This window comes from Devosia sp. MDV22-iso42 (assembly GCF_058629155.1).
This window is the reverse complement of sequence record NZ_JBZVWR010000007.1, coordinates 190,305-215,024: the sequence shown is the minus strand read 5'-3', so window position 1 is coordinate 215,024 and position 24,720 is coordinate 190,305. Positions and strand designations below refer to the sequence as shown.

Genomic DNA, 24,720 nt, shown 5'->3' with positions numbered 1-24,720 from the left:
GGGGTTTGGCGGGAGATTTGGGGAGATGGCCATCGCCCATGACGGCATGGGCCGCGCGGGCTTACAGCCCCACGGCCTTTTTGAGCACGTCGTCGATGCGCGATTGCCAGCCGGGGCCATCGGCCTTGAACCGCTCGACGACTTCGGCAGTCAGCCGGATCGACACCGGCACTTTCCTTGCCGCGGTCTGCGGACCCCTTGTCTTGGGGAAAGCCTTGAGGATGTGCGGCGGCAGGACCTCGTGCGGCGGGCGGGCACGTTTGAAGTCCGCGGCGGTCCATTCCGGGTTGTCTTCGTCAAATTCCGGCTTATCGGACATAGCGCTTAACCTCCTTGTCATGGGCCCGTCTCAAGCTGATGGCGCGGACCCGATCACCGCGCGTGGTGAACGCGAGGCAATAGACAGCACCATCAATGATGCCCCATGCCCGGAACCGGGCTTCGCCATAGTCAAACCGAGTGTCGGGCATCACCGCCAGCATGTCGAGATCTCGGGCTCGTCCAAGCGATATCCCATGCTTGGCGCGGTTGACGTCATCCTTGGATGGGTCGAACTCGATCTCCATGACTGTATATACAATTTGCGCCGCACCAATTCAAGTATATCGTATATACAATGTGCAACAAAAAAACGGCCGAGGTCTCCCCCGGCCGCCATGCCTCATCTCGTCCCCGCCCTACGCCCGCGTCTTGGCCTGCTGCCGTTCGACGCGGAACTCGGCCGGATCGAACGCCCGGTCGCCCTTTGCGTCGCGCAGGCGGGTGGGCAGGCCCATCGCCCCGATCATCTCGATGAAGGGCAGCGGCGGCAGTTCTTCGATATTGGCCATGTGGTGGCAGTCCCAGATGCCCTTGGCGATCAGGATCGCCGCCGCCACGACCGGCACGCCGGCGGTATAGGAAATCGCCTGGCTGTTGGTTTCGGCAAAGGTCTCGGCATGATCGCAGATATTGTAGATCAGCAGTTCGGCCGCCTGGCCATTGCGCTCGCCCACGATCAGGTCGCCGATAAAGGTCAGCCCGCTATAATCGGGTGCCAGCGAGACCGGATCCGGGAGGACCGCCTTGACCACCTTGAGCGGCACGATCTCGACCCCCTCGGCCGTGGTCACCGGCTGCTCGGAGAGCAGGCCGAGCTTGTTGAGCACGGTAAAGACATTGATGTAGTGCTCGCCAAAGCCCATCCAGAAGCGGATATCGGGCACGTCCAGATTGGCCGAGAGCGAATGGATCTCGTCATGGCCGGTCAGATAGGTCTTGTGGCTGCCCACGACAGGCAGCTCGTCGGTGCGGCTGACCTCGAACATGGCATTGGCGGTCCACTGGCTATCCTGCCAGCTCCAGACCGTGCCGGTAAATTCGCGGAAATTGATCTCGGGATCGAAATTGGTGGCAAAGTAGCGCCCGTGGCTGCCGGCATTGACGTCGATGATGTCGATGCTGGCAATGGAGTCGAAATAATGCCGCGCCGCCAGGGCCGCATAGGCATTGACCACACCGGGATCGAAGCCCGCGCCGAGCACGGCGGTGACGCCCTTGCGCTCGCAGGCCTCGCGATGCTTCCACTCGTAATTGCCATACCAGGGCGGCGTCTCGCACACCTTGCCCGGCTCTTCGTGAATGGCCGTGTCGATATAGGCGGCACCGGTCTCGATGCAGGCAGCCAGCACGCTCATATTGAGGAAGGCCGAACCGGCATTGATGACGATCTGGCTGCGCGTCTGGGTGATCAGCGCCATGGTGGCGGCGACGTCGAGCGCGTCGAGGCGATGCGCGGCCAGGACGCCGGGGCGCTTGAGCGCCTTCTTGTCCAGGATGCCGGCGATGATCGCCTCGGCTTTGGACAGGGTGCGCGAGGCAATGTGAATGTCCCCAAGGACATCGTTGTGCATGGCGGCCTTAAAGGCGGCGACCTGCGCCACACCTCCGGCACCGATAATCAAAACGTTCTTTTTCAATTGGCACGAAACACCTTTTTGAGGGGAAGGAGATCAGCTCTCAGGAGAGGCTGGCGACGTAATCGGCATAATCAAACGCGCGAATGGGCTCGATGGTGCCATTGAGGCGACGAATGGCGATTGTAGGCATACCCACGCCATTGAACCAGTTTTTCTTGACCATGGTATAGCCGCCGGCATTCAGCAGCGATATGCGGTCGCCGATTTGCAGCGGCGCCGGAAAGGCGAACTCGCCGAACACATCGCCGGCGAGGCACGATTTGCCGGCAATCTGGTAGCGATGCTGCCCGCTGTCCGGCGATACGGCGGCGCTCTCGCGATAGATCAGCAGATCGAGCATATGCGCCTCGACAGCGCTGTCGACGATCGCCACGGCCTTGCCGGTCTCGATCACGTCGAGCACGCTGACCTCAAGCGTCGTCGTGCCGGTCACCACCGCATCGCCGGGTTCGAGATAGACCTGCACGCCGAATTTTTTCGCGAAGGCCTTAAGCCGCGCCGCCAGCACCTCGATCGGATAGCCGTCCTGGGTAAAGGCGATGCCGCCGCCCAGGCTGACCCAGTCGAGCCGCGCCAGCAGGTGCCCCAGCCGCGCTTCGATCGTGTCGAGCAGCGCGGCAAAGGCATCCACCGAGTCATTCTCGCAATTGCAGTGCAGCATGACGCCGCTGATGCGGTCCATTACCGCCTCGATGCGCGCCAGGTCGCTCTCGCCCAGCCGGCTGAACGGTCGCGCCGGATCAGCCAGGTCGAAATGGGAATGGCTGACGCCCGGATTGATCCGCAACCCGACCGGCAGATGGCTGGCCTTGGCGCCGAAGCGCTCGAGCTGGCTCACCGAGTTGAAGATGATCTTGTCGGCCGCGGCAAGCACCGCATCGATTTCGCCATCGCTATAGGCCACCGAATAGGCATGGGTTTCTCCGCCGAACTTGTCGCGACCCAGCTGCACTTCGTACAGCGAGGACGACGTCGTGCCATCCATATGCGGGGCGATCTGGGCAAAGGTCGACCAGGTGGCAAAGGCCTTGAGCGCCAGCAGGCACTTGGCGCCCGAGGCGGCGCGCAGCTGGTCGATCCGCGCCAGGTTGCGCGCCAGGGCCGTTTCGTCGATCAGGTAATAGGGGGTATCGAGGGGCATCGCGCCAGGTGCACTCCGTGCGTGTGCCCGCCAGAGTGCCGGCGGAAAGCGGAGCGCACGGTGTATCGGCCCTCCCCCCTTGATGCAAGGGGCCGCGCCGATGCCCACCATGCGTGCAGCACATGTTCGGACGGCAAGGTAAACGCCAGTTGACCTGTAAGCCGGGTTCTGTAGGGCACGCGCCCTGCGGCGCGTACGTGGTGACCATTCATCTGCGACACCTGTTGCCAGGCGCCTCGTGCAACCAACCCGGATGATCTGGCCTCAAAACCGGCTGGGGCCGAAGCCCCGCGTCATCCCTATTTGGTCTTGCTCCCGGTGGGGTTTACCATGCGGTCCCTGTTGCCAGGCACCCGGTGCGCTCTTACCGCACCCTTTCACCCTTACCCCGGCACGCCGGGGCGGTTTCCTTTCTGTGGCACTTTCCCTGAGGTCGCCCTCGCCGGCCATTAACCGGCACCGTGTTTCGATGGAGCCCGGACTTTCCTCCAGCAGCAGGTTACCCCACTGCCAGCGGTCACCCGGTCAACTGGCTGGCGAGGTGTAGAGAGGTATGGGGCGCGCCGTCAAGCGCGGGCCACTAGACCGAGCTCAGCAGCGGCTGAAGCACCGGCTTGCTCAGCGCCTGATAGGCCAGGTTGATGGCCTTCATGCGCGCGGTCGCCACATCGATCAGCTCCTCGGGCACGCCGCGGGCAATCAGCCGGTCAGGGTGATGCTCGGCCACCAGCAGGCGATAGACGCGCTTGATCTCGTGATCGGGCGCATTGGGGGACAGGCCCAGCACGGCATAGGGATCCACCCCGGCCTCGAGCCGCACATGCTGGCTGGCCATCTGCTCGAAGCGCACCTCATCAAAGCCGAAAATGTCGCTGACCGCCTTGAGATAGTCCAGCTCGCCCGGATGCACCATGCCGTCGGCGGTGGCGATGAAGAACAGGCTGTCGAGCACGTGTTCGAGCGTCTCGGGACTGTCGGCAAAAAAGCGCCGCACCTTGCGCGCATAGGCGTCAAAGCCGGCCACGTCCTGTTTGGCCAGGTTGAACACCCGCGCCACCGCCTCTTCATTGCCGTCGGCGATTTCCACCGTGGCGCGGAAGGCCCGCTCTTCGGAGGCCGTGACGATGCCGTCGGCCACCGCCATCTTGGCGGCCAGCGCGATCAAAGCCAGCGTGAACGCCGCGTCGCGTCCGCCGGGCAGCCAGGTATCCGGGTCAAGCGCATTGATCAGCGAACCGGCCAGGCCCGTACGCTGGCTGAACGAGCCGACAAACTCGGACAGACGCTGCCAGACGGCCGATTTTTCTTCAGGCTTGCGCATGCATAGGAACACTTCGGGCCGAGCCTCTGGCGACGTCACGCCAGCCCGAAAGCCGGCGCAACAGGAGTCCGCACACTAGTCACTCCTGGCGCCCCGGTCCACCATGCCGGGCGCATGGGCGCTGTGCTTAGTTCACAAAAGGGAAAACTGGCTGCACGACCGGGCCGATCAGGCGATCGCCGCGCCGCGGGCCATTGGGGCCTTCATCGAGGAAAAAGCCGTCCTCGTCATAGTCGGGGGGGACCACTGCGGCGCCCTGCCGCCGCGCCAGGAACTCCGACAGCGGGCCGCTTTCCCAGTCCTGCAGGTCGTCAAAGGTGACCGCGGCGCTGGAGCGTGACGTCTGGCTCGAACTGACGCCGATGGCGCGGGTGCGGACCGGGCCGTCAACGATCAGCACCGGCTCGGGCCGCATCGATAGCGGCATCGGCGTGGGCGCGACCTTGGCCGGTGACAGCGAGGCGGTGATCAGCGGATCGGTCTGGTCCGGCGCAGTGGCGACGGCTGCCGGCGCTACGGCCGGGCTGGTAGCTACGGGCGCGATGGCAGCAGGCGCTGACGCAACCGGGGCCCGCGGCGCCGAAGCCGGCGCGCCGGCGCCGGTAATATAGGAAGGCAAGGCGCGGCCGGACTGCAGATAGCCGTCCACGATGTCGCCCTGGCCATTGGATTGCGCCGTTGGCTTGACTTCTACTGGCGCAGCGGCGGCGGTCTGTACCGGCGCAGCAGGTGCTGCCGGGACAACCACCGGGGCAGTGGCAGGTGCAGCCGCAACCGGCTGGGCCACCGGCGCAACGGGGCGCTGGCTCAGCGGCGCCGGCACGGGAGCGACGGTTGCAGCCGGCTCGATCATGGCAATCTGCGCCGTCGCAGCGCTGGGGCCATCGCCCATCAGTTGCCCCGTGACCAGATCGGCCAGCGGGATCCCGACAACAAGAACAACCCCGGCCCAGGCCAGGCCATTGGTGATGCGGCGGTCAATCTGCATGGTCATACGTCCCGATTTGCTCCGCCCTCAGGGGGCGAATGAGCCGGATTTTCGTGGCCATTTTATGAAATGGCCCGCTAACCCAGCAATGGCACCCTTGAGCTGAACCGAAGCTGAATGACGCTTTTCAGGCTTCCAACCGCGCGGGCCGAGAGCGAATGCCACCAGATCAAGGTGAACGCAAGGTTAATCCGCGCTGCTGGTTATCACGCCTTGTCGAGATAGCGACGCTCGGCGGCGGCCAGCACGGCCGGCTCCAGCAATCGGGCATTGACGCCCATGCGGTTGCGTTTGGGATCGACCGGCGACCAGTGGGTGACGCAGCCGCAGGTGGTGCAGTGGTGGAAGGCAACGTTGCGGCCATTCCACAGATAGGTCGCGGTCGCCGGCGTCTGGGGGATCAGCCTCACCTGGCGCGGCGCATAGTAAGCCCACAGCACGCCATAGCGCCGGCACAGCGAGCAGTTGCACTCGGTCACCGTGGCCGGCGCTTCTTCAAGCACCAGCCGCACCGCGCCGCAATGACAGGATGCCTCGACCGCCATTATTCCGGCCGCCGCCCCAGGATCCGCCCCAGCGCCAAAGCCAGTGGAGATCGGTTGTGGGTATAGATGTGAAACTCGGTCACGCCCTCGTCGAGCAGTTCTGTGACCTGCTCGGCCGCCACGGCCGAGGCGACCAGCGCGTGGGTCTCCGGCTCCTCGTCGAGCCCGTCGAAGCGCTCGGCCAGCCAGGCCGGGATCGCCGTGCCGCACCGCCCGGCAAAGCTGGCGATCTGCTTGAAATTGTGGATCGGCTGGATGCCCGGCACGATCGGCGCGGTGATGCCGGCCGCCCGTGCCCGCTCAAGATAGCGCAGGTAATCGCCATTGGAGAAGAACATCTGTGTGATCGCGCGGTCAGCGCCGGCATCGATCTTGCGCTTGAGATTGTCGATTTCTTCGGCCCAGTTGGCGCTTTGCGGGTGCTTTTCCGGATAGGCGGAAACCGAAATGTCGAAATCGCCGATCCGGCGCAGCCCGCCCACCAGGTCGGCCGCATTCTGATAGCCCTGCGGATGCGGTGTGAAGGGCTGCCCCACGCCTTCCGGCGGATCGCCGCGCAAGGCCACGATACGGTTGATCCCGGCCGCCTGGTAGCCGCGCACCACCGCATCGACCTCGTCCCGACTCGCCCCGACGCAGGTCAGGTGCGCCGCCGCGTCGACGCCGGTCTGGCGCTTGATCGAGGCCACCATGCGCAGCGTCCGCTCGCGCGTGGTGCCGCCGGCACCATAGGTCACCGAGACGAAGCGCGGCTTGAGCGGTGCCAGCTTGTGCACGCTGTCCCAGAAACGCTCTTCCATCGCATCGGTCTTGGGCGGGAAGAACTCGAACGAGATCTGCAGCTCGGCTCGCTGGTCCGCGGTCTGCCGGCTGGCCCGCACATTGTCGTCGATCATCAATTCGGTTCCGTTCACAGAGGGGTGCTGAGGCGCCAGAGGCAGACCGTCAGGCCACGTTCAGTATTGGTGCTGGGAAATTCCTCGACCCCGGCTACCGTCAGGCCGGCGGCCGCCGCCCAGCCGGCCATCTGCGCCGACGACAGGCCCAGCCGGCGATGCGCATGCTCGCTGCGCAGGAATTCGAGTTCGTGCGGGGCAAAGTCGACGATCAGCATCACGCCGCCCGGCGCCAGCAGCCGGCGGGCCTGCGCCAGCAGGCGGCCCGGATCGTCGAAATAGTGCAGCACCTGGTGGATGACGATCACCTCGGCCGGCCCCAGCGAGATGTCGAGATCGCCGATATCACCGAGCCGCACCTGTGCCTGACCGATCCCGGCACTGGCCAGGCGCGCCCGCGCCACGGCCAGCATTTCCCGGCTGGAATCGACGCCGAAACCATGTCGGTAGGAGCCGGCCAGCACTTCGAGCATGCGTCCGGTGCCGGTGCCCAGATCGATCAGCGTCTCGACCTTGCGCCCGCCCAGGGCCGCCACCACCGCCGCCTCGACCGCCTCTTCGGGCACCTGCAGCGTCTTGAGCAGGTCCCAGCTGCTGGCCACGGTGGCGAAATAGGCCGAGGCCTGCGCCTGCTGGCTGTCCCGCACCGCCGCCTGCCGGGCAATGTCGCGCCGACGATCGGCATCGTTTTCATCAAGCCGGGCGATCAGCCAGGTGGCCAGCTCGGCCCCGTCGCCCTGCTGGGCCAGGCCGTAATAGGCCCAGGCGCCCTCGGCATTGCGCCGCACCAGGCCGGCATCGGCCAGCAGCTTGAGATGACGCGACACCCGCGGCTGGCTCTGGTTGAGAATTTCGGTGAGGTCCTTGACCGAATGGTCCCCATCGGCGAGCAAGGCCAGTAGGCGCACCCGGGTCCCCTCACCCGCCGCCTTGAGCACCCCCACCAGTTCCGCCAGTCCCGCCAAAACAACCTCGCACGAGATATAAAGATGTCTTTATATCCGGTTTTTTGTCGGGGTCTAGTGGGAACTTGCACGCGCCGCCCCGGCCACACGAAATCGCCGCCCTCGGGTTAATGGCCAAGGGCGGCGCGGCAAAATCGGGCCTGCGGCAGGATCGATCAGCCCTGGGCGGCCAGGCGTTCTTCGGTGACCGCGCGCTTGCGGAACGAATGCGCCCGCCACAGCTCGAAAATGCCCATCGCCTCTTCGCGGTCGAGCGCGTCAAAGCGGCTGACCACCATCTTGATATCGTCCTGGCTCGGCAGGTCGCGCCAGGGCAGCGTGGCGACAATCGCCTCGAACAGGTCGGGTGCCAGGCCCGCTGCCTTGAGCGCCACCGTGATGGCCACATAGTCCTGGCCGGCCAGCCACTTGACGAAGACTTCCGGCTTGAGCTGCAGGATCACCGTCAGCGCCGCGGCGGCGTGATGGCCATAGCCGAAGCGGGCAAAACGCGTCAGGGCGCGCTCGTTGAGCTGCTTGCGGTCGCTCAGCGCCTTGACCTGGTTATAGGCCACCTTCCACTCGGTGGAGGAAAAGCCGGCGCGGTTGCGCATGCGGTTATAGACGACAGCATTGACCTTGCCGGCCGTGACCGGATCGAAGCGCCGGTCAATCTCGCCCAGGGTCTCGAGCACCTTGCTGGCAACATCGTCGATTTCCCCGCGCAGCGAATTCCAGTCGATATCGCTGCGACCACGCAGGTCGGCGGCAATTTCGCTGTCCTTGGTGGCGCGTTCCACCAGCTTTTCCAGTGTTCCCTTGTGCAGCTGGGCATTGGCATTGCGCACTAGGCGCACCACCGAACTGGTCTGGCCGTGGTCGACAATCGCCTCGCCCACCCGGTCGGCCACCGTATAGCGGCTGGCAATGGCCTCGCGATGCTGCTCGCTCTGATGGGTGATGATGTCGATCAGGTCGTCATCGGAAAGCACATTGGAAAACTGCAGCAGCGGCCGGGCCACCTCGATATCGTCATTGGCCAGCTTGACCACCACCGTGCCGGGCGCCCGGTCGAGCTTGGCCAGGATCTTGGCGACATGGGCCCGCGCCTCGATCTCGACGAATTCGGCAAGCTGGCACAGCACCTCGTCATACTGGGCGACCTGGTCGTCGTCGCAGCGGTCCGACACATAGCTGAACAGCTCGGCCATGTTGCGGAACAACTGCTCGCGCTCGGAGTGATTGGCGTCGCCGTTCAGCACGCGAAAGCTGGAAAACGCCCGCTGTCCTTCGTCAAGCTCGCTCATGGTCTGCTCCCGGCTTCTGCCGTCATCTGGAGGTTCACGATGACCCGCCACCATCTTTCAGGCGCTGAACATATGCCGCGACAATTGATTCAATTTTGATCGAACTGCCAAGAAACCGGGGCGCCGCCGAGACAAAAACGTCCCGGCGGACGGACCACCGGGACGAAACTTGCCGCCATCAGCACCGGCCCGCGGGCCGGCGCACCGGGCCTAGTGCGCGAAGCGGTCGGCTTCCATCACCTTGCTCCAGGCCTTGACGAAGTCATGCGCGAACTTTTCGCGGGCGTCGAACTGGCCATAGACTTCGGCCACGGCGCGCAACTGCGAATGCGAGCCGAAGATCAGGTCGACCCGGGTGGCCGTCCACTTGACTGCGCCGCTGATGCGGTCGCGGCCCTCATAGACGCCCTCGCCTTCCGCCGTCTCGTGCCACTGCGTGCCCATGTCGAGCAGGTTGAGGAAGAAGTCATTGCTGAGCACTTCGGTATTGTGGGTAAAGACGCCGTGCTTGGCCCCGTTGTAATTGGCGCCGAGCACGCGCAGCCCGCCCACCAGCACCGTCATTTCCGGCGCCGTCAGCCGCAGCAGTTGCGCCTTGTCCACCAGGGCCTCTTCCGGCTGCATCACCTGTCGTCCGCCCAGATAGTTGCGGAAGCCATCGGCCCGCGGCTTGAGCGCGTCGAAGGATGGCGCATCGGTCTGTGCTTCCGACGCATCCATGCGGCCCGGCGTGAACGGCACGTCCACGGCCATGCCGCCGGCGCGGGCGGCCTTTTCGATGGCGGCGGCACCGGCCAGCACGATCAGGTCAGCCAGCGAGATCTTCTTGCCGCCGGTCTGGGCGGCGTTGAAGCCCTGCTGGATGCCGGTCAGCACCTCGAGCACCTTGGCCAGCTGCGCCGGCTGGTTGACGTCCCAGTCCTTCTGCGGCGCCAGGCGGATGCGGGCGCCATTGGCCCCGCCGCGCTTGTCCGAGCCGCGGAAGGTCGAGGCCGAGGCCCAGGCCGTCGCAACCAGCTCGGCCACCGACAGGCCCGACGCCAGGATCTTGGACTTCAGCGCCGCCACATCGCTGGCATCGACCAGTTCATGGTCGACCGCCGGGATCGGGTCCTGCCAGATCAGCTCTTCGGTCGGCACTTCCGGCCCCAGGTAACGCACCTTCGGCCCCATGTCGCGATGCGTCAGCTTGAACCAGGCGCGGGCAAAGGCATCGGCGAACTGGTCGGGATTCTCGTAGAAGCGGCGCGAGATCGGCCCGTAGATCGGGTCAAAGCGCAGCGCCAGGTCCGAGGTCAGCATGGTCGGCAGCTTCTTCTTGGCCGGATCGAACGCGTCGGGGATCGACGGCTCGGCATTCTTGGCCACCCACTGCTTCGCGCCGGCCGGGCTCTGCGTCAGCTCCCATTCGAACTTGAACAGGTTGTCGAAGAAGTGGTTGCTCCACTGGGTCGGCGTCTGCGTCCAGGTGACTTCAGGGCCGCCGGTAATGGCGTCCGCGCCATGGCCGGTGCCATGCTTGGAAATCCAGCCAATGCCCTGGTTCTCGAGCGCCGCGCCTTCCGGCTCCGGCCCGATCAGCGAGGGATCGCCCGCGCCATGCGTCTTGCCGAAAGTGTGGCCGCCGGCGATCAGCGCCACGGTCTCTTCGTCATTCATCGCCATGCGGGCAAAGGTGTCGCGGATGTCGCGCGCCGAGCCCAGCGGGTCCGGATTGCCGTTCGGGCCTTCGGGATTGACATAGATCAGGCCCATCTGCACCGCGCCCAGCCGGTCGTCGAGCTCGCGCTCGCCGCTATAGCGCGAATCCCCCAGCCAGGTGCCTTCGGGGCCCCAATAGAGTTCCTCGGGCTCCCACACATCGGCGCGGCCACCGGCAAAGCCGAATGGCGTAAAGCCCATGGTTTCGAGCGCGACATTGCCCGTCAGCACCATCAGGTCGGCCCAGGAAATCTTGTTGCCGTATTTCTGCTTGATCGGCCAGATCAGCCGACGCGCCTTGTCGAGGTTGGCATTGTCGGGCCAGGAGTTGAGCGGCGCAAAACGCTGCTGCCCCGCCCCGGCGCCGCCGCGGCCATCGGTGATGCGATAGGTGCCGGCGCTATGCCAGGCCATGCGGATGAACAGGCCACCATAGTGCCCGAAATCGGCGGGCCACCAGTCCTGGCTGTCGGTCATCAGCGCGGCCAGGTCAGCCTTGACCGCTGCCAGGTCGAGCGACTTGAACGCCTCGGCATAGCTGAACTCGGGGCCCAGCGGATCGGACAGGGTCGAATTGTTGTGCAGCACCTGCACGTTGAGCTGCTTGGGCCACCAGTCGCGGTTGCCGCGGGGCGCCGGTGCATGGTTGACCGGGCACTTGCCGCCGCTCTCTGCGGGCGCGCTGTCGGTGGTCTGCGGGGCGGTTGCGTCATCCATGACGGAGTCTCCTGAGCTGTTTGGAATCGTTATAAGGGGGTGACATCCATTAGGCCAATCGATTATTCTTCCGGACTTGATAGGATAAAGTTATAATGCCCATCTCCCTCAAGCAGCTGCGCTACGCCGCTGCCGTCGCCCGCACCGGCCATTTCGGCCGCGCTGCGGCCGAGTGCAGCGTGTCGCAGCCGGCACTATCGCAGCAGATCATGACGCTCGAGGCGCTGTGCGGCTCGGCGCTGTTCGACCGGCTGCGGACCGGTGCAACTCTGACTCCCTTTGGCCGCGATTTCGTTGATCTGGCGCAAAAGGCCATTGCCGCCGCCGATGCGGTCAACGCCCTGGCCGCCGGCCGCAGCGGCCAGCTCGACCGGCCGCTGCGCTTCGGCCTGATCCCTACCGTGGCGCCCTATCTGCTGCCCGAAATATTCCCGGCGCTGCAGGGCGACCTGCCCGACCTGGCCTTCACCGTCAGCGAAAACCGCACCGAGGCGCTGCTGGCCGGCCTGGTCGATGGCAGTCTCGACATCGCGCTGATCGCCACCCAGCCGCCCGAGCATGGCCCGCGCCTGGTCAGCACCCCGCTGTTCGAGGACCGTTTCGTGCTCGCCACCGGCCGCGACGAGGCCACACCTGCCCCGGTCTCGCTGGCCTCCATTGCCCCCGAGCGCATCCTGCTGCTCGACGAGGGCCACTGCTTTCGCGACCAGACCATCGCCGCCTGCAACCTGGCCAGCGATACCGCGCCGCGCACCTTTGCCGCGACCTCGCTCTCGACCATTGTCGAATTCGTTGCCAATGGTCAGGGCGTGACGCTGCTGCCCCAGATTGCCCTGCGCAAGGAAGCCACCGATCCGCGCATCGTCATCCACCCCCTGGCAGCCGATGCCGGGCGCCTGCTGCGCCTGGTCTGGCGCGAGGCCACCCCCTTCGCCCCAACCTTTGCCCGCATCGCCGCGGTCATCCGGGCGACGCGGCAGCCCGGAGCCTAGCGGACCGGCGTCGCCACCACGCGCTTGCGCCGGGCAAAGCTGTCATAGCTGAACACCATCAGCGACAGCCAGATCAGCGCGAAGCTGAGCAGCCGCAGGCCGTTGAGATGCTCACCAAACACGGTGATGGCCAGCACGAACTGGATCGAGGGCGCCAGATACTGGAACATGCCGATCGTCGTCAGCCGCATCCGCCGCACCGCAAAGGCAAACAGCAGCAGCGGGATCGTGGTCGCCGGGCCGGTCAGGATCATCAGCGTCATCGAGGTGGGATCGGCATGGATGCCCGGCCCCCAGGTGACGATATTATAGATGACATAGCCCAGTGCCACCGGTGCCAGCATGGCGGTTTCCGCAAACAGCCCGCTGGCCGGCCCGAGTTGCGCCGTCTTGCGGAAATAGCCATAAAAACCAAAGGATAGCGCCAGTCCGAGCGCGATGAACGGCACGCTGCCCAGCCCCACCGCCTGGATGGCGATCGCCACCACGGCAATGCCGATCGACAGCGTCTGCAGGCGGTTCTGCCGCTCGCCCAGCAGCAGCATGCCCATGGCCACATTGACCATCGGGTTGATGAAATAGCCAAAGCTGGCTTCCAGCACCTGGCCCGTCTCCACCGCCCAGACATAGAGCAGCCAGTTGGCGGCCAGCAGCACGGCGGTCATCAGCGTCACCAGCGCCCGGCGGCGGTCGGCAAACAGCGCCCGCACATCGCCAAAGCCGCCCCGGAACGCCAGAATGCCCGCCAGCAACAGCAGCGACCAGACGATCCGCTCCGCCACGATCATCACCGAGCCGGCCCCCTCGATGGCCTTGAACAGCAGCGGCAGGAAGCCCCACAGCACATAGGCGGCCAGCGCCGCCAGCACGCCATTGCGGCCATCCTGGATCGAGGGGTGGGCCGGCGTGGCAAGCTGGGCGGGCACAATGGCTTCGGGGGCGGATTCAGGCAGGGACATCGACAAACTCCGCGCCACGCTTGGCGCTTATGCGCCCGGACAGAGGAGCGCGCTTATGCGTCCTGATAGCAGGGCCGGCGCGCGGCGACCAATCAGACTTCGTGATCCCACCCATCTTGCAATGGCCACGTTGCGCGACGACCTTGAGTCATGGGAGGCTGTTCACGCCCCTCTGGCATTGTGCCAATCCGACCAACCAGCAGCAGGAGTCCACCATGAAAAAGACGGTCACTTGGATCTTGATCGCCGACGGCGCCCAGGCGCGCGTTGTGGAGAACACCGGCCCGGGCAAGGGACTGCAGCAGGTGCAGGGGCTGGATTGGTCGATTGCCCCGCTGCAGGCCCAGGATATCCAGGCCGACCGGCCGGGGCGCAGCTTCTCCTCCGTCGGCTCGGGCCGCAGTGCCATGGAGCCCAAGACCGACCCGGTGGAATACCGCGAGACCGAGTTCTGCAAATCGCTGGCGGCGACCCTGGATCGCAAGCAGCAGGAAGGCGCCTTTGACCGGCTGATCGTCGTCGCCGCCCCGATCGCTTTGGGCGACATCCGCAAGGCCATCACGCCCAATGTCAAAAAGACCATTCTGGCCGAACTCGACAAGGACCTGACCAACACGCCCACCGCGCAGCTGGCCCAGCACCTGGACGGCATCATCGCCGTCTGATTGTCGAGATCTATCAGCGCTTTGATGAGAGCGGCCGATTCAACAATAGTGCCTGTTGAATCGGCCGCTCAAACTATTGAATCACTATTTCAAGATCTTGCATCAGTGCTGCAATTGATTGAATTGCCACCCTAGAGTGCCGGCCTAACTCTCTGACTCGTCTTCAGATTCCGCGTCCGAACCGCCTTCGATGGCGTCGAGGAACTGCAGCAACATGGAATTGACCAGGTCGGGGCGTTCCAGCGTCGGAATATGAGCCACATTCTCCAGCACGGCCGCAAACGCATTGGGCATTTCTTCCGACAGGTGCTCATGCCGGTCGATCAGCGCGGTGAAATCCTGGTCGCCCACCAGCAGCAGGCTGGGCGCGCCAATCTCGGCCACGCGGTGCCAGGCATTGGGCGGCCGCACTTCGCCACCCAGGTCCGGCTTGTTGAGCGCCAGCCCGTTCATGTCCAGAAACAGCGCCCGCGCCGCCCCGCCGACCCGGCCGCTCTGCGCCCGCGGCCCGTCGAGCCATTCATGCGCCTGCACCTTGTTGAGCATGTCGCGGTCGCCGCGTTCGAAGGCATCCTCTTCGGCCGCCTCGATCATCGCCTCGGCCTCGGTGGTGCTCCAGGGCGCCCCGGTCACCGAGGTGCCGATCAGCACCAGCCCGATCACCCGACCCGGATGGCGCAGCGCGAAATCAATGGCCAGCCCGCCGCCCAGCGAGCAGCCCACCAGCACGGCGGCGTGAATGCCGAACTCTTCGAGCAGCGCCTCGAGGTCCTCGACATGGCCGAACTTTTCGTCGGCGCTGTCGGTTTCGCCATAGCCGCGCCGGTCATAGGCGATGGCGTGCCAGCCGGCCTCGGCCACCGCCAGCATCTGCCGCGTCCACATCCGCTTGTCGCAGACCCCGGCATGCAAAAACACCACCGGCAGGCCTTCGCCGGTCTCCAGACCCGCCAGTGTTGCCGCGCCGACCGCGAGCGAAAACGGCTCGAGCGCCTCTGGCAGAATGTCGGGCATTATTGGGCAACCTGGGCGCAGAAGGCAAAGCCGTCCTTGCCGCCAACCCAGCAGCCCGGCGCATCAGCTGCCGGCGTCATCACGCCCAGCTCCTGGGGATAGAGGGCATCGGCCGCCCCGATATAGCCCAGCCCCTCGCTCTCGCTGACCAGGGCAAAGGCAAACACCCGCCCGTCCGGCAGCGCGAAGGTCAGCCCGCCGCCATCATGGCTCAGGTCGCACGCAAAGGTCTCAAATCCACTCACCGAACACTGCCCCGGCTCGGCCGATGCAGCGCCCACCATTGCACCCCAAATCAGGGCCGTCCCCATAATCAATATTTTCATACTGTCCCCACAGCAAAAAAGGCGGGCTCATCGCCCGCCTCCAGTCTTAGCGCGTCAGCGGCTTATATGTCGCGCGTTTTGGATTGACCGCATCGGCGCCCAGGCGGCGGATCTTGTCCGCCTCATAGTCCGCGAAATTGCCTTCGAACCATTCGACATGGCTATTGCCCTCGAAGGCCAGCATGTGTGTCGCCAGCCGGTCGAGGAACATGCGATCATGGCTGATGATGATGGCGCAGCCGGCAAATTCCTCGAGCGCCTCTTCGAGCGCGGCCAGGGTTTCCGTGTCCAGATCATTGGTGGGCTCATCGAGCAGCAGCACATTGCTGCCGCTCTTGAGCATCTTGGCCAGGTGCACGCGGTTGCGCTGCCCGCCCGAAAGATTGCCCACCTTCTGCTGCTGGTCGCCACCCTTGAAGTTGAACGAGGACGTGTAGGCGCGTGAGTTCACCTCGCGCTTGCCCAGCAGGAGGATTTCGTCGCCTTCCGAAATTTCCTGCCACACCGTCTTGTTGGGATCGAGGCTATCGCGGCTCTGGTCGACATAGCCCATCTTGACGCTGTCGGCGACGGTGACCGTGCCGGCATCGGGGACTTCCTGGCCGGTCATCATGCGGAACAGCGTGGTCTTGCCGGCGCCATTGGGGCCGATAATGCCGACAATGCCGCCTGGCGGCACCTTGAAGCTGAGATTGTCGATCAGCAGGCGATCGCCATAGGACTTGGACAGTCCCTCAATGTCGATGACGTTCTGCCCCAGCCGCTCGCCGGCCGGGATGATGATCTGCGCCACGCCCGACTGCATGCGGGCCTCGTTGATCTTGACCAGTTCCTCATAGGATTTGAGGCGGGCCTTGGACTTGGACTGGCGCGCCTGTGGCGACTGCCCCATCCATTCGCGCTCGCGGTCCAGCACCTTGGCGCGCGCCGCGTCTTCGCTCTTTTCCTGGGCAAAGCGCTTGGCCTTGGCCGTGAGGTAAGCCGAGTAATTGCCCTCATAAGGCACGCCGCGACCGCGATCGAGCTCGAGAATCCAGCCGGTGACATTGTCGAGGAAATAGCGATCATGGGTGATGATCAGCACGGCCCCGGCGAACTCGCGCAGATGGCGTTCGAGCCAGGCGGTGGTTTCGGCGTCGAGATGGTTGGTCGGCTCGTCGAGCAGCAGCAGGTCGGGCTTGCTCAGCAGCAGCGCGCAAAGCGCGACGCGACGGCGTTCGCCACCCGAGAGCTTGGTCACATCGGCATCGGCCGGCGGGCAGCCCAAAGCTTCCATGGCCACTTCGACCTGGCTTTCCAGATCCCAGAGGTTTTCCGCGTCGATCTGGTCCTGCAGCTTGGATGCCTCGTCGGCAGTCTCGTCCGAATAGTCCATCATCAGCTCGTTATAGCGATCGATGACAGCCTTCTTCTCCTTGACGCCGGTCATGACATTGCCCAGCACGTTGAGCGCCGGATCGAGCTCGGGCTCCTGGCTGAGATAGCCGACCTTGGCGCCCTGCGCGACCCAGGCTTCGCCCTGGAACTCGGTGTCGATGCCGGCCATGATCTTGAGCAAAGTCGACTTGCCCGAGCCGTTCGGACCGAGGACACCGATTTTGGCATCGGGGTAAAAGGACAGGTGGATATTGTCGAGGACCTTCTTGCCGCCGGCATAGGCCTTGGACATTCCGTCCATGTGATAGATGAATTGGCGTGCCATGCGCGTGCTGACCTCTCCGCAGTGTCGAATTTGCCGTCTATGTAGGCCAAGCCGCCCGTCGGGGCAACGTCTGTGCGCAGCAGCGGAACGGACGGCGCGATGCCGCGTTGCTGCAGCCAAGAGGGATCAACTGCCTTGTCACAGCGTCAACTGCCGTTTCCGTCCAGACCATCGCGCCGCCTCAGCGTCTTTGAAAGCGTGGCCACCTTTGCGATCATTGCCGCCCTGCTCTATCTCGGCGCCGGCATCCTCGTGCCGCTGGTCCTGGCGACCCTGCTCGCCTTTGCCTTGGCCCCGCTGGTCACCTCGCTCAACCGCCGGCTGCACCTGCCCGATCCCATCGCCGTCATCTTCTCGGTCATGCTGGCGCTCACCGCCCTGGCCGGCTTTGCCTATCTGGCCGGCACCCAGGTGATGAAGCTGGGCGCCGAACTGCCCGGCTATCAGGAGACCATTTCCGCCAAGATTGCCGACCTGCAGGAACAGTTTGGCAGCAACACCATCCTCGACCAGATCAACAATGCCGTCTCCGGACTGAGCGAGCAGGTCAATGGTGGCGAACATGCGCCCGTGCCCGGCGCCCCCATTCCCGTGACCATTTCCAACGAGATCGGTCCCCTGAGCATCCTCAGCTCTGTCCTCGGCTCGATCATCGGCCCGGTCGCCACCGTCGCCATCGTCACCGTCTTCCTGATCTTCCTGCTCATGGGTCGCGGCGACCTGCAGGAGCGCTTCATCCGCCTGGTCAGCGGTGGCCGCTATTCCAAGGCCAATATCGCCATTGCCGATGCCAGCCAGCGCGTCGGCCGCTACCTGCTGATCCAGCTGGCGGTCAACACCATCTATGGCACCATCTTTGGCATCGGCCTCTGGCTGATCGGGGTGCCGAGCGCCGTACTCTGGGGCCTGCTGATCATCCTGTTCCGCTACATCCCCTTTGTCGGCGCCCTGATCATCGCCGTGGTCCCCTTCCTGCTCGCCTTTGCCGTCGATCCCGGCTGGAACATGCTGCTGCTCTCGGTCGGCCTGTTCCTGGTGCTCGACCTCACCACCGCCAACGTCATCGAACCCCGGCTCTACGGCTCGAGCACCGGCGTCTCCGCCATTGCCATCCTGCTCTCGGCCATGTTCTGGGCCTCGATGTGGGGCCCGATCGGGCTCATCCTCGCCACCCCCATGACCGTGTGCTTGGTGGTGATCGGACGCCACCTGCCGCAGTTCCAGTTCCTCGAAACCCTGCTGGGCAGCGAGCCCGTGCTGTCGCCGCCCGAACGGCTCTACCAGCGCATGCTGCGCGGCGCGACCGAGGACGCCATCGAGATGACCGAGGATCATATCGAGGCCTACACCACCGAACACTATCTCGACGATATCCTGATGCCGGCGCTGCGCCTGGCCAGCAGCGAGCTGGCAGATGGTCCCGAAGCACTGCCCCAGCGCCGCCAGCTGGTGCAGTCCTTCGAGGCCCTGGTCGCCGACGTGGCCAAGGTCGACTGGCCCGAGCAGAGCAGCATGCTGCTGATCGGCGGTCGCAACGAGATCGATGAATGCGCGGCCACCGTGCTGGGCATTCGCCTCGCCAACGAGGGCATTGCCAGCCGCGTCCTGCCGCCCGTCGCGGTCCGCCAGGAGGCCATCGGCCGGCTCGATCTCGACGGCGTCGACACCATGGTGCTGGTCTTCATGGGCGACGACATCCGCGCCCAGACTCGCTATGTCGCCCGCCGCATGGGCCGCATGGCCCCCGATATGCGCATCGTCGTCTGTGCCTTCAACGAGCTCACCACGCCTGAATCCAGCGAAACCCTGCATGTCGACGCCATCTACCGCTCGCTTGACGACGCCGTGGACGGCGTTCTGACCAGTGCGCGCCAGATCGAAGTCCGCGAGCGCCAGGATGGCGGCCGGACCGAGCCCTTTGCCGGCGCCGGTCGTGGCGACGACGCCCTCGGCCAGGCCATCCAGCAGATCGCCGACAGCTTCGAGATTCCCTTCGCCACGATCAACCTGCTGCATGATGATCGCCACGTCGAAGACGAGGCCGCCTTCCGCCTCACCACCATCGTCGCCGAAACGCGCAGGCCGCTGATCGTGCATTCCGGCGCCCCCCATCCCCTGGTGGGTGACAATGCCTATCTGCAGACCAATGGTATCGATCTCTATGCCGCCGTACCCCTGGTGGTCGAGGATGGCACCTGTGTCGGGGCGCTGGCGCTGCTCGATTACGAAAAGCGCGATTTCAGCCCCGACGACGTGCGCCGGCTGCAGGAGGCGGCCGAGGATCTGGTGCGGCGTTTTGGCGGCGGCAATACCGTCCGCGCGGCATAGAGCGTTTTCAGCAAAAGTGTCTCCACTTTTGCGGTTCGAAAGCGCGACCACACAAAGATCTGGAGTGTTCTCGCCGTTTCCGCGAAACGGTAAGTCACTCCAGCCGCCGCACTCTCGCCGTATCGCCCCCGTACCTGCCGCCCTGACGGATAATTGCTTCCCCCTGGGTCGCCATCTCGTCTATCCCTGCCCCATCCATCCCCCGGGAGCCTGCCGATGACCACCCGAACTGCCCTGTCCGCCCCCGTGCTGGCCTTCACCTGCGTCGCCCTGCTGCTGCAGCCGGCGCTGGCCCAGCCAGCCGCAGCGCCGGCGGACAATGCGGTCGATTACTTCGTGCTCGACAATGGCCTGGAAGTGGTGGTGATCCCCGATCACCGCGCCCCGGTCGTCACCCATATGGTCTGGTACAAGGTCGGCAGCGCCGATGAGCCGGCCGGCAAGTCCGGCATTGCCCATTTCTTCGAGCATCTGATGTTCAAGGGCACCGAGCGCCACCCCGCCGGCGCGCTCGACACCGCCGTATCGGCCCTGGGCGGCAACCTCAATGCCTTTACCACCGCCGACGTCACCGCCTATTTCGAAACCGTGCCGGCCGATGCCCTCGCCCAGATGATGGATTTCGAAGCCGACCGCATGCGCGGCCTGGTGCTGACCGAAGAGGTCATCGGCGCCGAGCGCGACGTGGTGCTCGAGGAGCGCCGCCAGCGCGTCGAATCCAGCCCCCAGGCCTTGCTCAACGAGGAATTCGCCGCCACGCTCTATCAGAACCATCCCTATGGCATTCCCGTCATCGGCTGGATGCACGAAATGGAGCAGCTCAACCGCACCGACGCTGTCGCCTTCTATGATCAGTATTATGCCCCCAACAATGCCGTGCTGGTCGTTGCCGGCGATGTCGATGCCGACACCGCGCGCAGCCTGGCTGAAGCCAGCTATGGCCAGCTCGAACGTGGCCCCGAGCTGCCGCCGCGCGTCCGCACCACCGAGCCCGAGCGCAATACCAGCGCCACCGTCACCCTGAGCGATCCGCGCGTCGGCATTCCCAGTTTCATGCGCTCCTGGCTGGTCCCCACCTATCGCACCGCCGAGCCCGGCGAGGCCGAGGCGCTCGACCTGCTCTCGGAAATCCTAGGCGGCGGCAGCCGCAGCCGCTTCTATCAGGAACTGGTGGTCAAGACCGGCATCGCCGCCCAGGCCGGCGCCGGCTATGATGGCGGCGCCTATGATCCGAGCGGCTTTTCCATCTATGGCGCGCCGCAGGGCGACCATACCCTGGCCGATGTCGAAGCCGCCGTCGACGCCCAGCTTGCCCGGCTGATCGCCGATGGCGTCACGCCCGAGGAACTCGACAGCGCCAAGGCGCGCTATCTGCGCAACCTGATCTTTGCCAGCGACGCCCAGCAGAACATGGCGCAGATGTATGGCATCGAACTGGCCACCGGCGGCACCGTCGAAGATATCGCCAAATGGCCCGACCGCATCCGCGCCGTCACGCCCGAACAGGTGCAGGCCGTGGCCGCGCGCTATCTCGATCCCGCCATCGCCGTGACCAGCTATCTGCTGCCGCCCGCCACCGGAGCGCAATAAGTCCATGACCCTCACCACCCTGTTCCGCCGGCCGCTGGCCGTTCTCGCTCTGCTGTCCGCCGCCCTGCTGCCGGCCCTGCCCGCTCACGCCGTGGAGTTCCAGGACATCACCTCGCCCCAGGGCATCACGGCCTGGCTGGTGGAGGACTATGCCGTCCCCATCGTCACCATCCGCTTCTCCTTCGAGGGCGGCACCACCCAGGACCCCGCCGGCAAGGAGGGTCTGACCACCCTGCTGACCACCCTGTTTGACGAGGGGGCCGGCGACATGGACAGCGAGACCTTCCAGATCGCCCTCGACAATGCCGGCGCCGAAATGGGTTTCATGGCCGATACCGACGCCGTCTATGGCGCCATGCGCATGCTGGTCGACCAGCGGGACGCCGCCATCGGCCTGCTCAAGCTGGCCATCGAATCCCCGCGCTTCGACCAGAACCCGATCGACCGCATGCGCGCCCAACTGGTCACCGGCATCATTGCCGCCGCCCAGAACCCCGGCACTGCGGCCCAGCAGCAATGGGCCACCGCGCTCTATGGCGACCATCCCTATGCGCGGCGCGCCGAGGGCACAGAGCAGACCCTGGCCGGCCTAACCGCCGACGACCTGCGCCAGCGCCACCAGGCCCTCTTTGCCCGCGCCAATCTCAAGGTCGCCATTGTCGGGGCCATCGACGCAGAGAGCGCCACCGCTTTGCTCGATACCCTCTTCGCCAGCCTGCCGGCCGAGCCCGATCTGACGCCCATCGTCGATATCGACCCGGTCCTCGGCCAGGACCTGCGTGTCGAATATCCGCTGCCTCAGACTACCATCTTCATGGCCTATCCCGGCCTCGAGCGCGCCGATCCGGACTATTTCGCCGCCTATCTGATGACCCATATCCTGGGCGGCGACTCCTTCGGCTCGCGCCTCACCACCGAGGTGCGCGAAAAGCGCGGCCTCACCTATGGCATTTCGGCCAATCTGAGCAATCAGCTGCACAGCAATGCGCTGGTCATCGGCACCTCGACCCGGGCCGACCGCGCCGCCGAGACGCTCGCCGTCATCGAGCAGGTGGTGGCCGACATGGCTGCCCAGGGCCCGACGCCTGAGGAACTGCAGGCCGCCAAGCAATATCTCATCGGCTCCTACCCTATCAGCGAGCTGACCTCGTCCTCCTCCATCGCCAATACGCTGATCAGCCTGCAGCGCTGGGATCTGGGCATGGACTACGTCGCCCGTCGCCCCGATCTGATCGATGCCGTGACCATCGCCGACGTCAAGGCCATGGCCCAGCGCCTGCTCACCGCCAAGCCCACTATCCTGCAGATGGGCCCGGCGCCAGAAGCGGCCCCCGCGCCGGCAACGGACGCTGCGCCCGCACCTGAAGCCGCGCCTGAACCCGGTCCGGCGCCCGAGCCAGCGCCTGCACCTGAAGCAGCCCCCGCGCCCGCCTTCTAGCGACTAGCCAAAGCGGCCGCTTCTGCCGATAGTACGGGCAGAAGCGGCCGCCAGTGTCGCGGGGAGAACGCCTTGACCAAGCCAGCCTTTGCCCGCCGCGGCCGCAGCCTTGCCGCCGGCCAGCGCGCCGAACTGACCATCATCAACGCCGATGGTACCGGCCGCACCGTCATCTTCACCGCCACCGAGGTCATCGAGGCGCCCAACTGGACGCCGGACGGCCAGACCCTGGTTTTCAATGCCGGCGGCGAGCTCTGGCGCATCCCGGCCGTGGGCGGCACCCCGGAGAAGATCGATACCGGCGACCGCCGCGACCTCAACAATGACCACGTGCTCGCCCCCGATGGCCAGACCGTCTATGTCAGCGCCGATGACGGCCACCTCTATGCCGTGCCGCTGGTCGGAGGCACGCCGCGCCGCGTCTCCAATACGCACGCCACGCCGCATCATTATTATCTGCATGGCATCAGCCCGGACGGACTGACCCTTTCCTATGTCGCCGTCGAGGCGCCGCACGGCACCCGCCGCATCAACATCTTCACCATTCCCGCTGCCGGCGGCCCGGACACGCGGCTCACCGATCTCGATGCGCCCCATGACGGCCCGGAATATTCCCCCGACGGGCAATGGCTCTATTTCAACTCCGAGCGCAATTCGCTCGGTCACGCCCAGTGCTTCCGCATGCGCGCCGACGGCACTGACGTGCAGCAATTGACCGACGACGAGCGGGTGAACTGGTTCCCCCATCCGTCGCCCGATGGCGCTACAGTGGTCTATCTGAGCTATCCGCCCGGCACCCGGGGCCACCCGGCCGACAAGCAGGTCATCCTGCGCGCCATGCGCCCCGACGGCAGCGACAGGCGCGATATCATCGCCTTTTTCGGCGGCCAGGGCACTATCAATGTCAATTCCTGGGCTCCTGACAGCGCCCGCTTTGCTTTTGTCGCTTATTCGCAGGATTAGCCGGTGAGACCCAGCGCCTGCTTGATCGTATCGTCCTGCTCGGTGCGCTGCACCACCACGCCCCACCAGCCAAGCCCGTCATATTCCTGGTAGCCCAGGGTCTTGGCAAAGGCGACGATATTGCCATTGCCGTCATAATAGCTGCCGCGCGCGCGCCCCTCATGGCGCAGGTCGAAGCTGGCGAAACGGTGCGCCGAACTGGTCGTCGCGATCATCCGGTTGCGCGCGTCGAGCAGCATCACCTCGGTGCGCTCGGCGATCTTGGGCGGCAGGGCGGCCTCGGTCTCGACGATCGAGCGGCCCTGCGCCTGCCAGTCGAAATAGACGCCCAGCGTCCCCAGCACGGCGCCGTCCGCCCTTCCCTGGCTGCGCACCGCCGTGCTGTAGACCAGCACTTCGCGCCCGCCATGCGGCGCGCTTTCCATCACCTCGCCCACCGCGTAATCGTCGCCGCTCCTGGTCGCCAGCGCCTGTCGGAACCAGGCCTCGCGCGAAAAATCCTGCCCCAGCAACTGCTTGGCATGCGCGCCATTAGCGCTCGCCACCACCCTACCGCGGGCATCGGTCAGCACCAGGTCGCAATAAACGCTGTAGAAGCGGTTGATCGTCGCCAGCCGGTCGGCCGCAAAGGCCAGCCTGCCCGGTTCCGGCTCGCCCAGCGCCTCCCAGAACGCCGTATCTGTGGCCCACCAGCGCACGTCGGCGGTGCGCTCATAAAGGTTGCGCACGATCAGCTGCACCAGCGTCTGCGCCAGGTCGACCAGACGGACCCCTTCCATTTCTTCGACCAGCGTCTCGCTCATCGTCCGGCTGAGCGAGATCCGCCCCATCAGCACGTCCTGGAAGCGCACCGCGATATCGGCGGCCCGCTCGGCCAGGTGCTGCACCTCGTCGGCCACCACGGCAAAACCCTTGCCGGCGTCCCCCGCCCGCGCCGCCTCGATAATGGCATTGATGGCCAGCAATTTGGTCTGCTTGACGATCTGCAGATTGTTGGTGGCGTAGCTCTGCAGCTCGCTGCCGATCCCATCCATCACGATGCGCATGGCGCGCGGCGAGGCAGTAACCCCCGTCTTGCCGTTACTAGTCATGACCGTGCCCCAATTGCACCCAGCCCCGCCAAAACACCTCTGCCTAAAATTTAAGCAGTAAAACCAGCATTATGGCGGCAGTTCTCAAGTACATCTATGAGCAAACAGAGTAACCAGACCGTAAACATGTTAAT

Annotated in this window: 22 protein-coding genes and 1 other RNA gene; 6 read left to right on the top strand and 17 right to left on the bottom strand. The window is 65.3% G+C overall.

From position 1 onward, the window contains the following. Nucleotides 1-61: 61 nt before the first annotated feature. From AC4NN3_RS08525 to katG, 12 genes are all read right to left on the bottom strand, one after another. Nucleotides 62-319 (bottom strand): BrnA antitoxin family protein, encoded by a 258-nt coding sequence (locus AC4NN3_RS08525; protein ID WP_491926674.1) that lies wholly within the window; start codon nt 317-319, stop codon nt 62-64. Beyond that, a complete protein-coding gene (locus AC4NN3_RS08520; protein ID WP_491926673.1) occupies nt 309-566 on the bottom strand; it encodes a BrnT family toxin in 258 nt (85 codons plus the stop codon). The genes AC4NN3_RS08525 and AC4NN3_RS08520 overlap by 11 nt, the downstream gene beginning before the upstream one ends. 111 nt (nt 567-677) lie before the next feature. Beyond that, nucleotides 678-1,958 carry a saccharopine dehydrogenase family protein gene (locus AC4NN3_RS08515; RefSeq protein WP_491926672.1) on the bottom strand — a complete coding sequence of 427 codons (1,281 nt, stop codon included), beginning with the start codon at nt 1,956-1,958 and terminating at the stop codon, nt 678-680. 40 nt (nt 1,959-1,998) lie between these two features. Further along, the gene (locus AC4NN3_RS08510) at nt 1,999-3,099 is read right to left on the bottom strand and encodes a carboxynorspermidine decarboxylase (protein ID WP_491926671.1); all 1,101 of its coding nucleotides are present in this window, start codon (nt 3,097-3,099) and stop codon (nt 1,999-2,001) included. A 141-nt stretch (nt 3,100-3,240) separates the two neighbouring features. Continuing rightward, nucleotides 3,241-3,632: RNase P RNA component class A (gene rnpB / locus AC4NN3_RS08505), an RNA gene on the bottom strand. Nucleotides 3,633-3,679: 47 nt separating this feature from the next. After that, nucleotides 3,680-4,420 carry a TerB family tellurite resistance protein gene (locus AC4NN3_RS08500; protein WP_491926670.1) on the bottom strand — a complete coding sequence of 247 codons (741 nt, stop codon included), beginning with the start codon at nt 4,418-4,420 and terminating at the stop codon, nt 3,680-3,682. Nucleotides 4,421-4,547: 127 nt separating this feature from the next. Further along, nucleotides 4,548-5,414, bottom strand: coding sequence for a hypothetical protein (locus AC4NN3_RS08495; protein WP_491926669.1), 867 nt, complete (start codon nt 5,412-5,414; stop codon nt 4,548-4,550). A gap of 200 nt (nt 5,415-5,614) precedes the next feature. Beyond that, on the bottom strand, nt 5,615-5,953 hold the full coding sequence (locus AC4NN3_RS08490; RefSeq protein WP_491926668.1) for a GFA family protein: 339 nt from the start codon (nt 5,951-5,953) through the stop codon (nt 5,615-5,617). Further along, nucleotides 5,953-6,849, bottom strand: a complete 897-nt coding sequence (metF, locus tag AC4NN3_RS08485) for a methylenetetrahydrofolate reductase [NAD(P)H] (RefSeq protein ID WP_491926667.1) — start codon at nt 6,847-6,849, stop codon at nt 5,953-5,955. The genes AC4NN3_RS08490 and metF overlap by 1 nt, the downstream gene beginning before the upstream one ends. A 14-nt stretch (nt 6,850-6,863) precedes the next feature. Beyond that, the gene (locus AC4NN3_RS08480) at nt 6,864-7,814 is read right to left on the bottom strand and encodes an ArsR/SmtB family transcription factor (protein WP_491926666.1); all 951 of its coding nucleotides are present in this window, start codon (nt 7,812-7,814) and stop codon (nt 6,864-6,866) included. Nucleotides 7,815-7,969: 155 nt separating this feature from the next. Next, nucleotides 7,970-9,100 carry a DUF2336 domain-containing protein gene (locus tag AC4NN3_RS08475; protein WP_491926665.1) on the bottom strand — a complete coding sequence of 377 codons (1,131 nt, stop codon included), beginning with the start codon at nt 9,098-9,100 and terminating at the stop codon, nt 7,970-7,972. A 210-nt stretch (nt 9,101-9,310) separates the two neighbouring features. Next, nucleotides 9,311-11,518: a catalase/peroxidase HPI gene (gene katG / locus AC4NN3_RS08470; RefSeq protein ID WP_491926664.1), complete on the bottom strand. Its 2,208-nt coding sequence runs from the start codon at nt 11,516-11,518 to the stop codon at nt 9,311-9,313. A gap of 95 nt (nt 11,519-11,613) precedes the next feature. Here katG and AC4NN3_RS08465 point away from each other — a divergent pair, with 95 nt between their 5' ends. Beyond that, nucleotides 11,614-12,510, top strand: coding sequence for a hydrogen peroxide-inducible genes activator (locus AC4NN3_RS08465; protein WP_491926663.1), 897 nt, complete (start codon nt 11,614-11,616; stop codon nt 12,508-12,510). Here the strand turns inward: AC4NN3_RS08465 and rarD are convergent. Beyond that, nucleotides 12,507-13,469, bottom strand: a complete 963-nt coding sequence (gene rarD, locus AC4NN3_RS08460) for an EamA family transporter RarD (protein ID WP_491926662.1) — start codon at nt 13,467-13,469, stop codon at nt 12,507-12,509. The genes AC4NN3_RS08465 and rarD overlap by 4 nt on opposite strands. 215 nt (nt 13,470-13,684) lie before the next feature. Here rarD and AC4NN3_RS08455 point away from each other — a divergent pair, with 215 nt between their 5' ends. Further along, nucleotides 13,685-14,134 (top strand): host attachment protein, encoded by a 450-nt coding sequence (locus AC4NN3_RS08455; RefSeq protein ID WP_491926661.1) that lies wholly within the window; start codon nt 13,685-13,687, stop codon nt 14,132-14,134. A 144-nt stretch (nt 14,135-14,278) separates the two neighbouring features. Here the strand turns inward: AC4NN3_RS08455 and AC4NN3_RS08450 are convergent, their stop codons facing one another. The 3 genes from AC4NN3_RS08450 to ettA form a co-directional block, all read right to left on the bottom strand. After that, nucleotides 14,279-15,148: an alpha/beta fold hydrolase gene (locus AC4NN3_RS08450; protein ID WP_491926660.1), complete on the bottom strand. Its 870-nt coding sequence runs from the start codon at nt 15,146-15,148 to the stop codon at nt 14,279-14,281. Beyond that, on the bottom strand, nt 15,148-15,393 hold the full coding sequence (locus AC4NN3_RS08445; protein ID WP_491926659.1) for a hypothetical protein: 246 nt from the start codon (nt 15,391-15,393) through the stop codon (nt 15,148-15,150). Before AC4NN3_RS08445 ends, AC4NN3_RS08450 begins: the two co-directional genes overlap by 1 nt. Before the next feature lie 127 nt (nt 15,394-15,520). After that, the gene (gene ettA / locus AC4NN3_RS08440; protein WP_491926658.1) at nt 15,521-17,176 is read right to left on the bottom strand and encodes an energy-dependent translational throttle protein EttA; all 1,656 of its coding nucleotides are present in this window, start codon (nt 17,174-17,176) and stop codon (nt 15,521-15,523) included. A 135-nt stretch (nt 17,177-17,311) separates the two neighbouring features. On the opposite strand from ettA, the gene AC4NN3_RS08435 reads away from it, so the two are divergent. The 4 genes from AC4NN3_RS08435 to AC4NN3_RS08420 all read left to right on the top strand — a co-directional run bounded on the left by AC4NN3_RS08435 (nt 17,312) and on the right by AC4NN3_RS08420 (nt 23,495). After that, entirely contained in the window at nt 17,312-19,504 is a 2,193-nt protein-coding gene (locus AC4NN3_RS08435) for an AI-2E family transporter (protein ID WP_491926657.1), read from the top strand. A gap of 216 nt (nt 19,505-19,720) precedes the next feature. Further along, nucleotides 19,721-21,094: a M16 family metallopeptidase gene (locus AC4NN3_RS08430; RefSeq protein ID WP_491926656.1), complete on the top strand. Its 1,374-nt coding sequence runs from the start codon at nt 19,721-19,723 to the stop codon at nt 21,092-21,094. 4 nt (nt 21,095-21,098) lie between these two features. Beyond that, entirely contained in the window at nt 21,099-22,532 is a 1,434-nt protein-coding gene (locus tag AC4NN3_RS08425; protein WP_491926655.1) for a M16 family metallopeptidase, read from the top strand. Between the two features lie 72 nt (nt 22,533-22,604). After that, nucleotides 22,605-23,495 carry a TolB family protein gene (locus AC4NN3_RS08420; protein ID WP_491926654.1) on the top strand — a complete coding sequence of 297 codons (891 nt, stop codon included), beginning with the start codon at nt 22,605-22,607 and terminating at the stop codon, nt 23,493-23,495. Here AC4NN3_RS08420 and AC4NN3_RS08415 read toward each other — a convergent pair. After that, nucleotides 23,492-24,586 carry a methyl-accepting chemotaxis protein gene (locus tag AC4NN3_RS08415; RefSeq protein WP_491926653.1) on the bottom strand — a complete coding sequence of 365 codons (1,095 nt, stop codon included), beginning with the start codon at nt 24,584-24,586 and terminating at the stop codon, nt 23,492-23,494. The genes AC4NN3_RS08420 and AC4NN3_RS08415 overlap by 4 nt on opposite strands. Nucleotides 24,587-24,720: the final 134 nt, after the last annotated feature.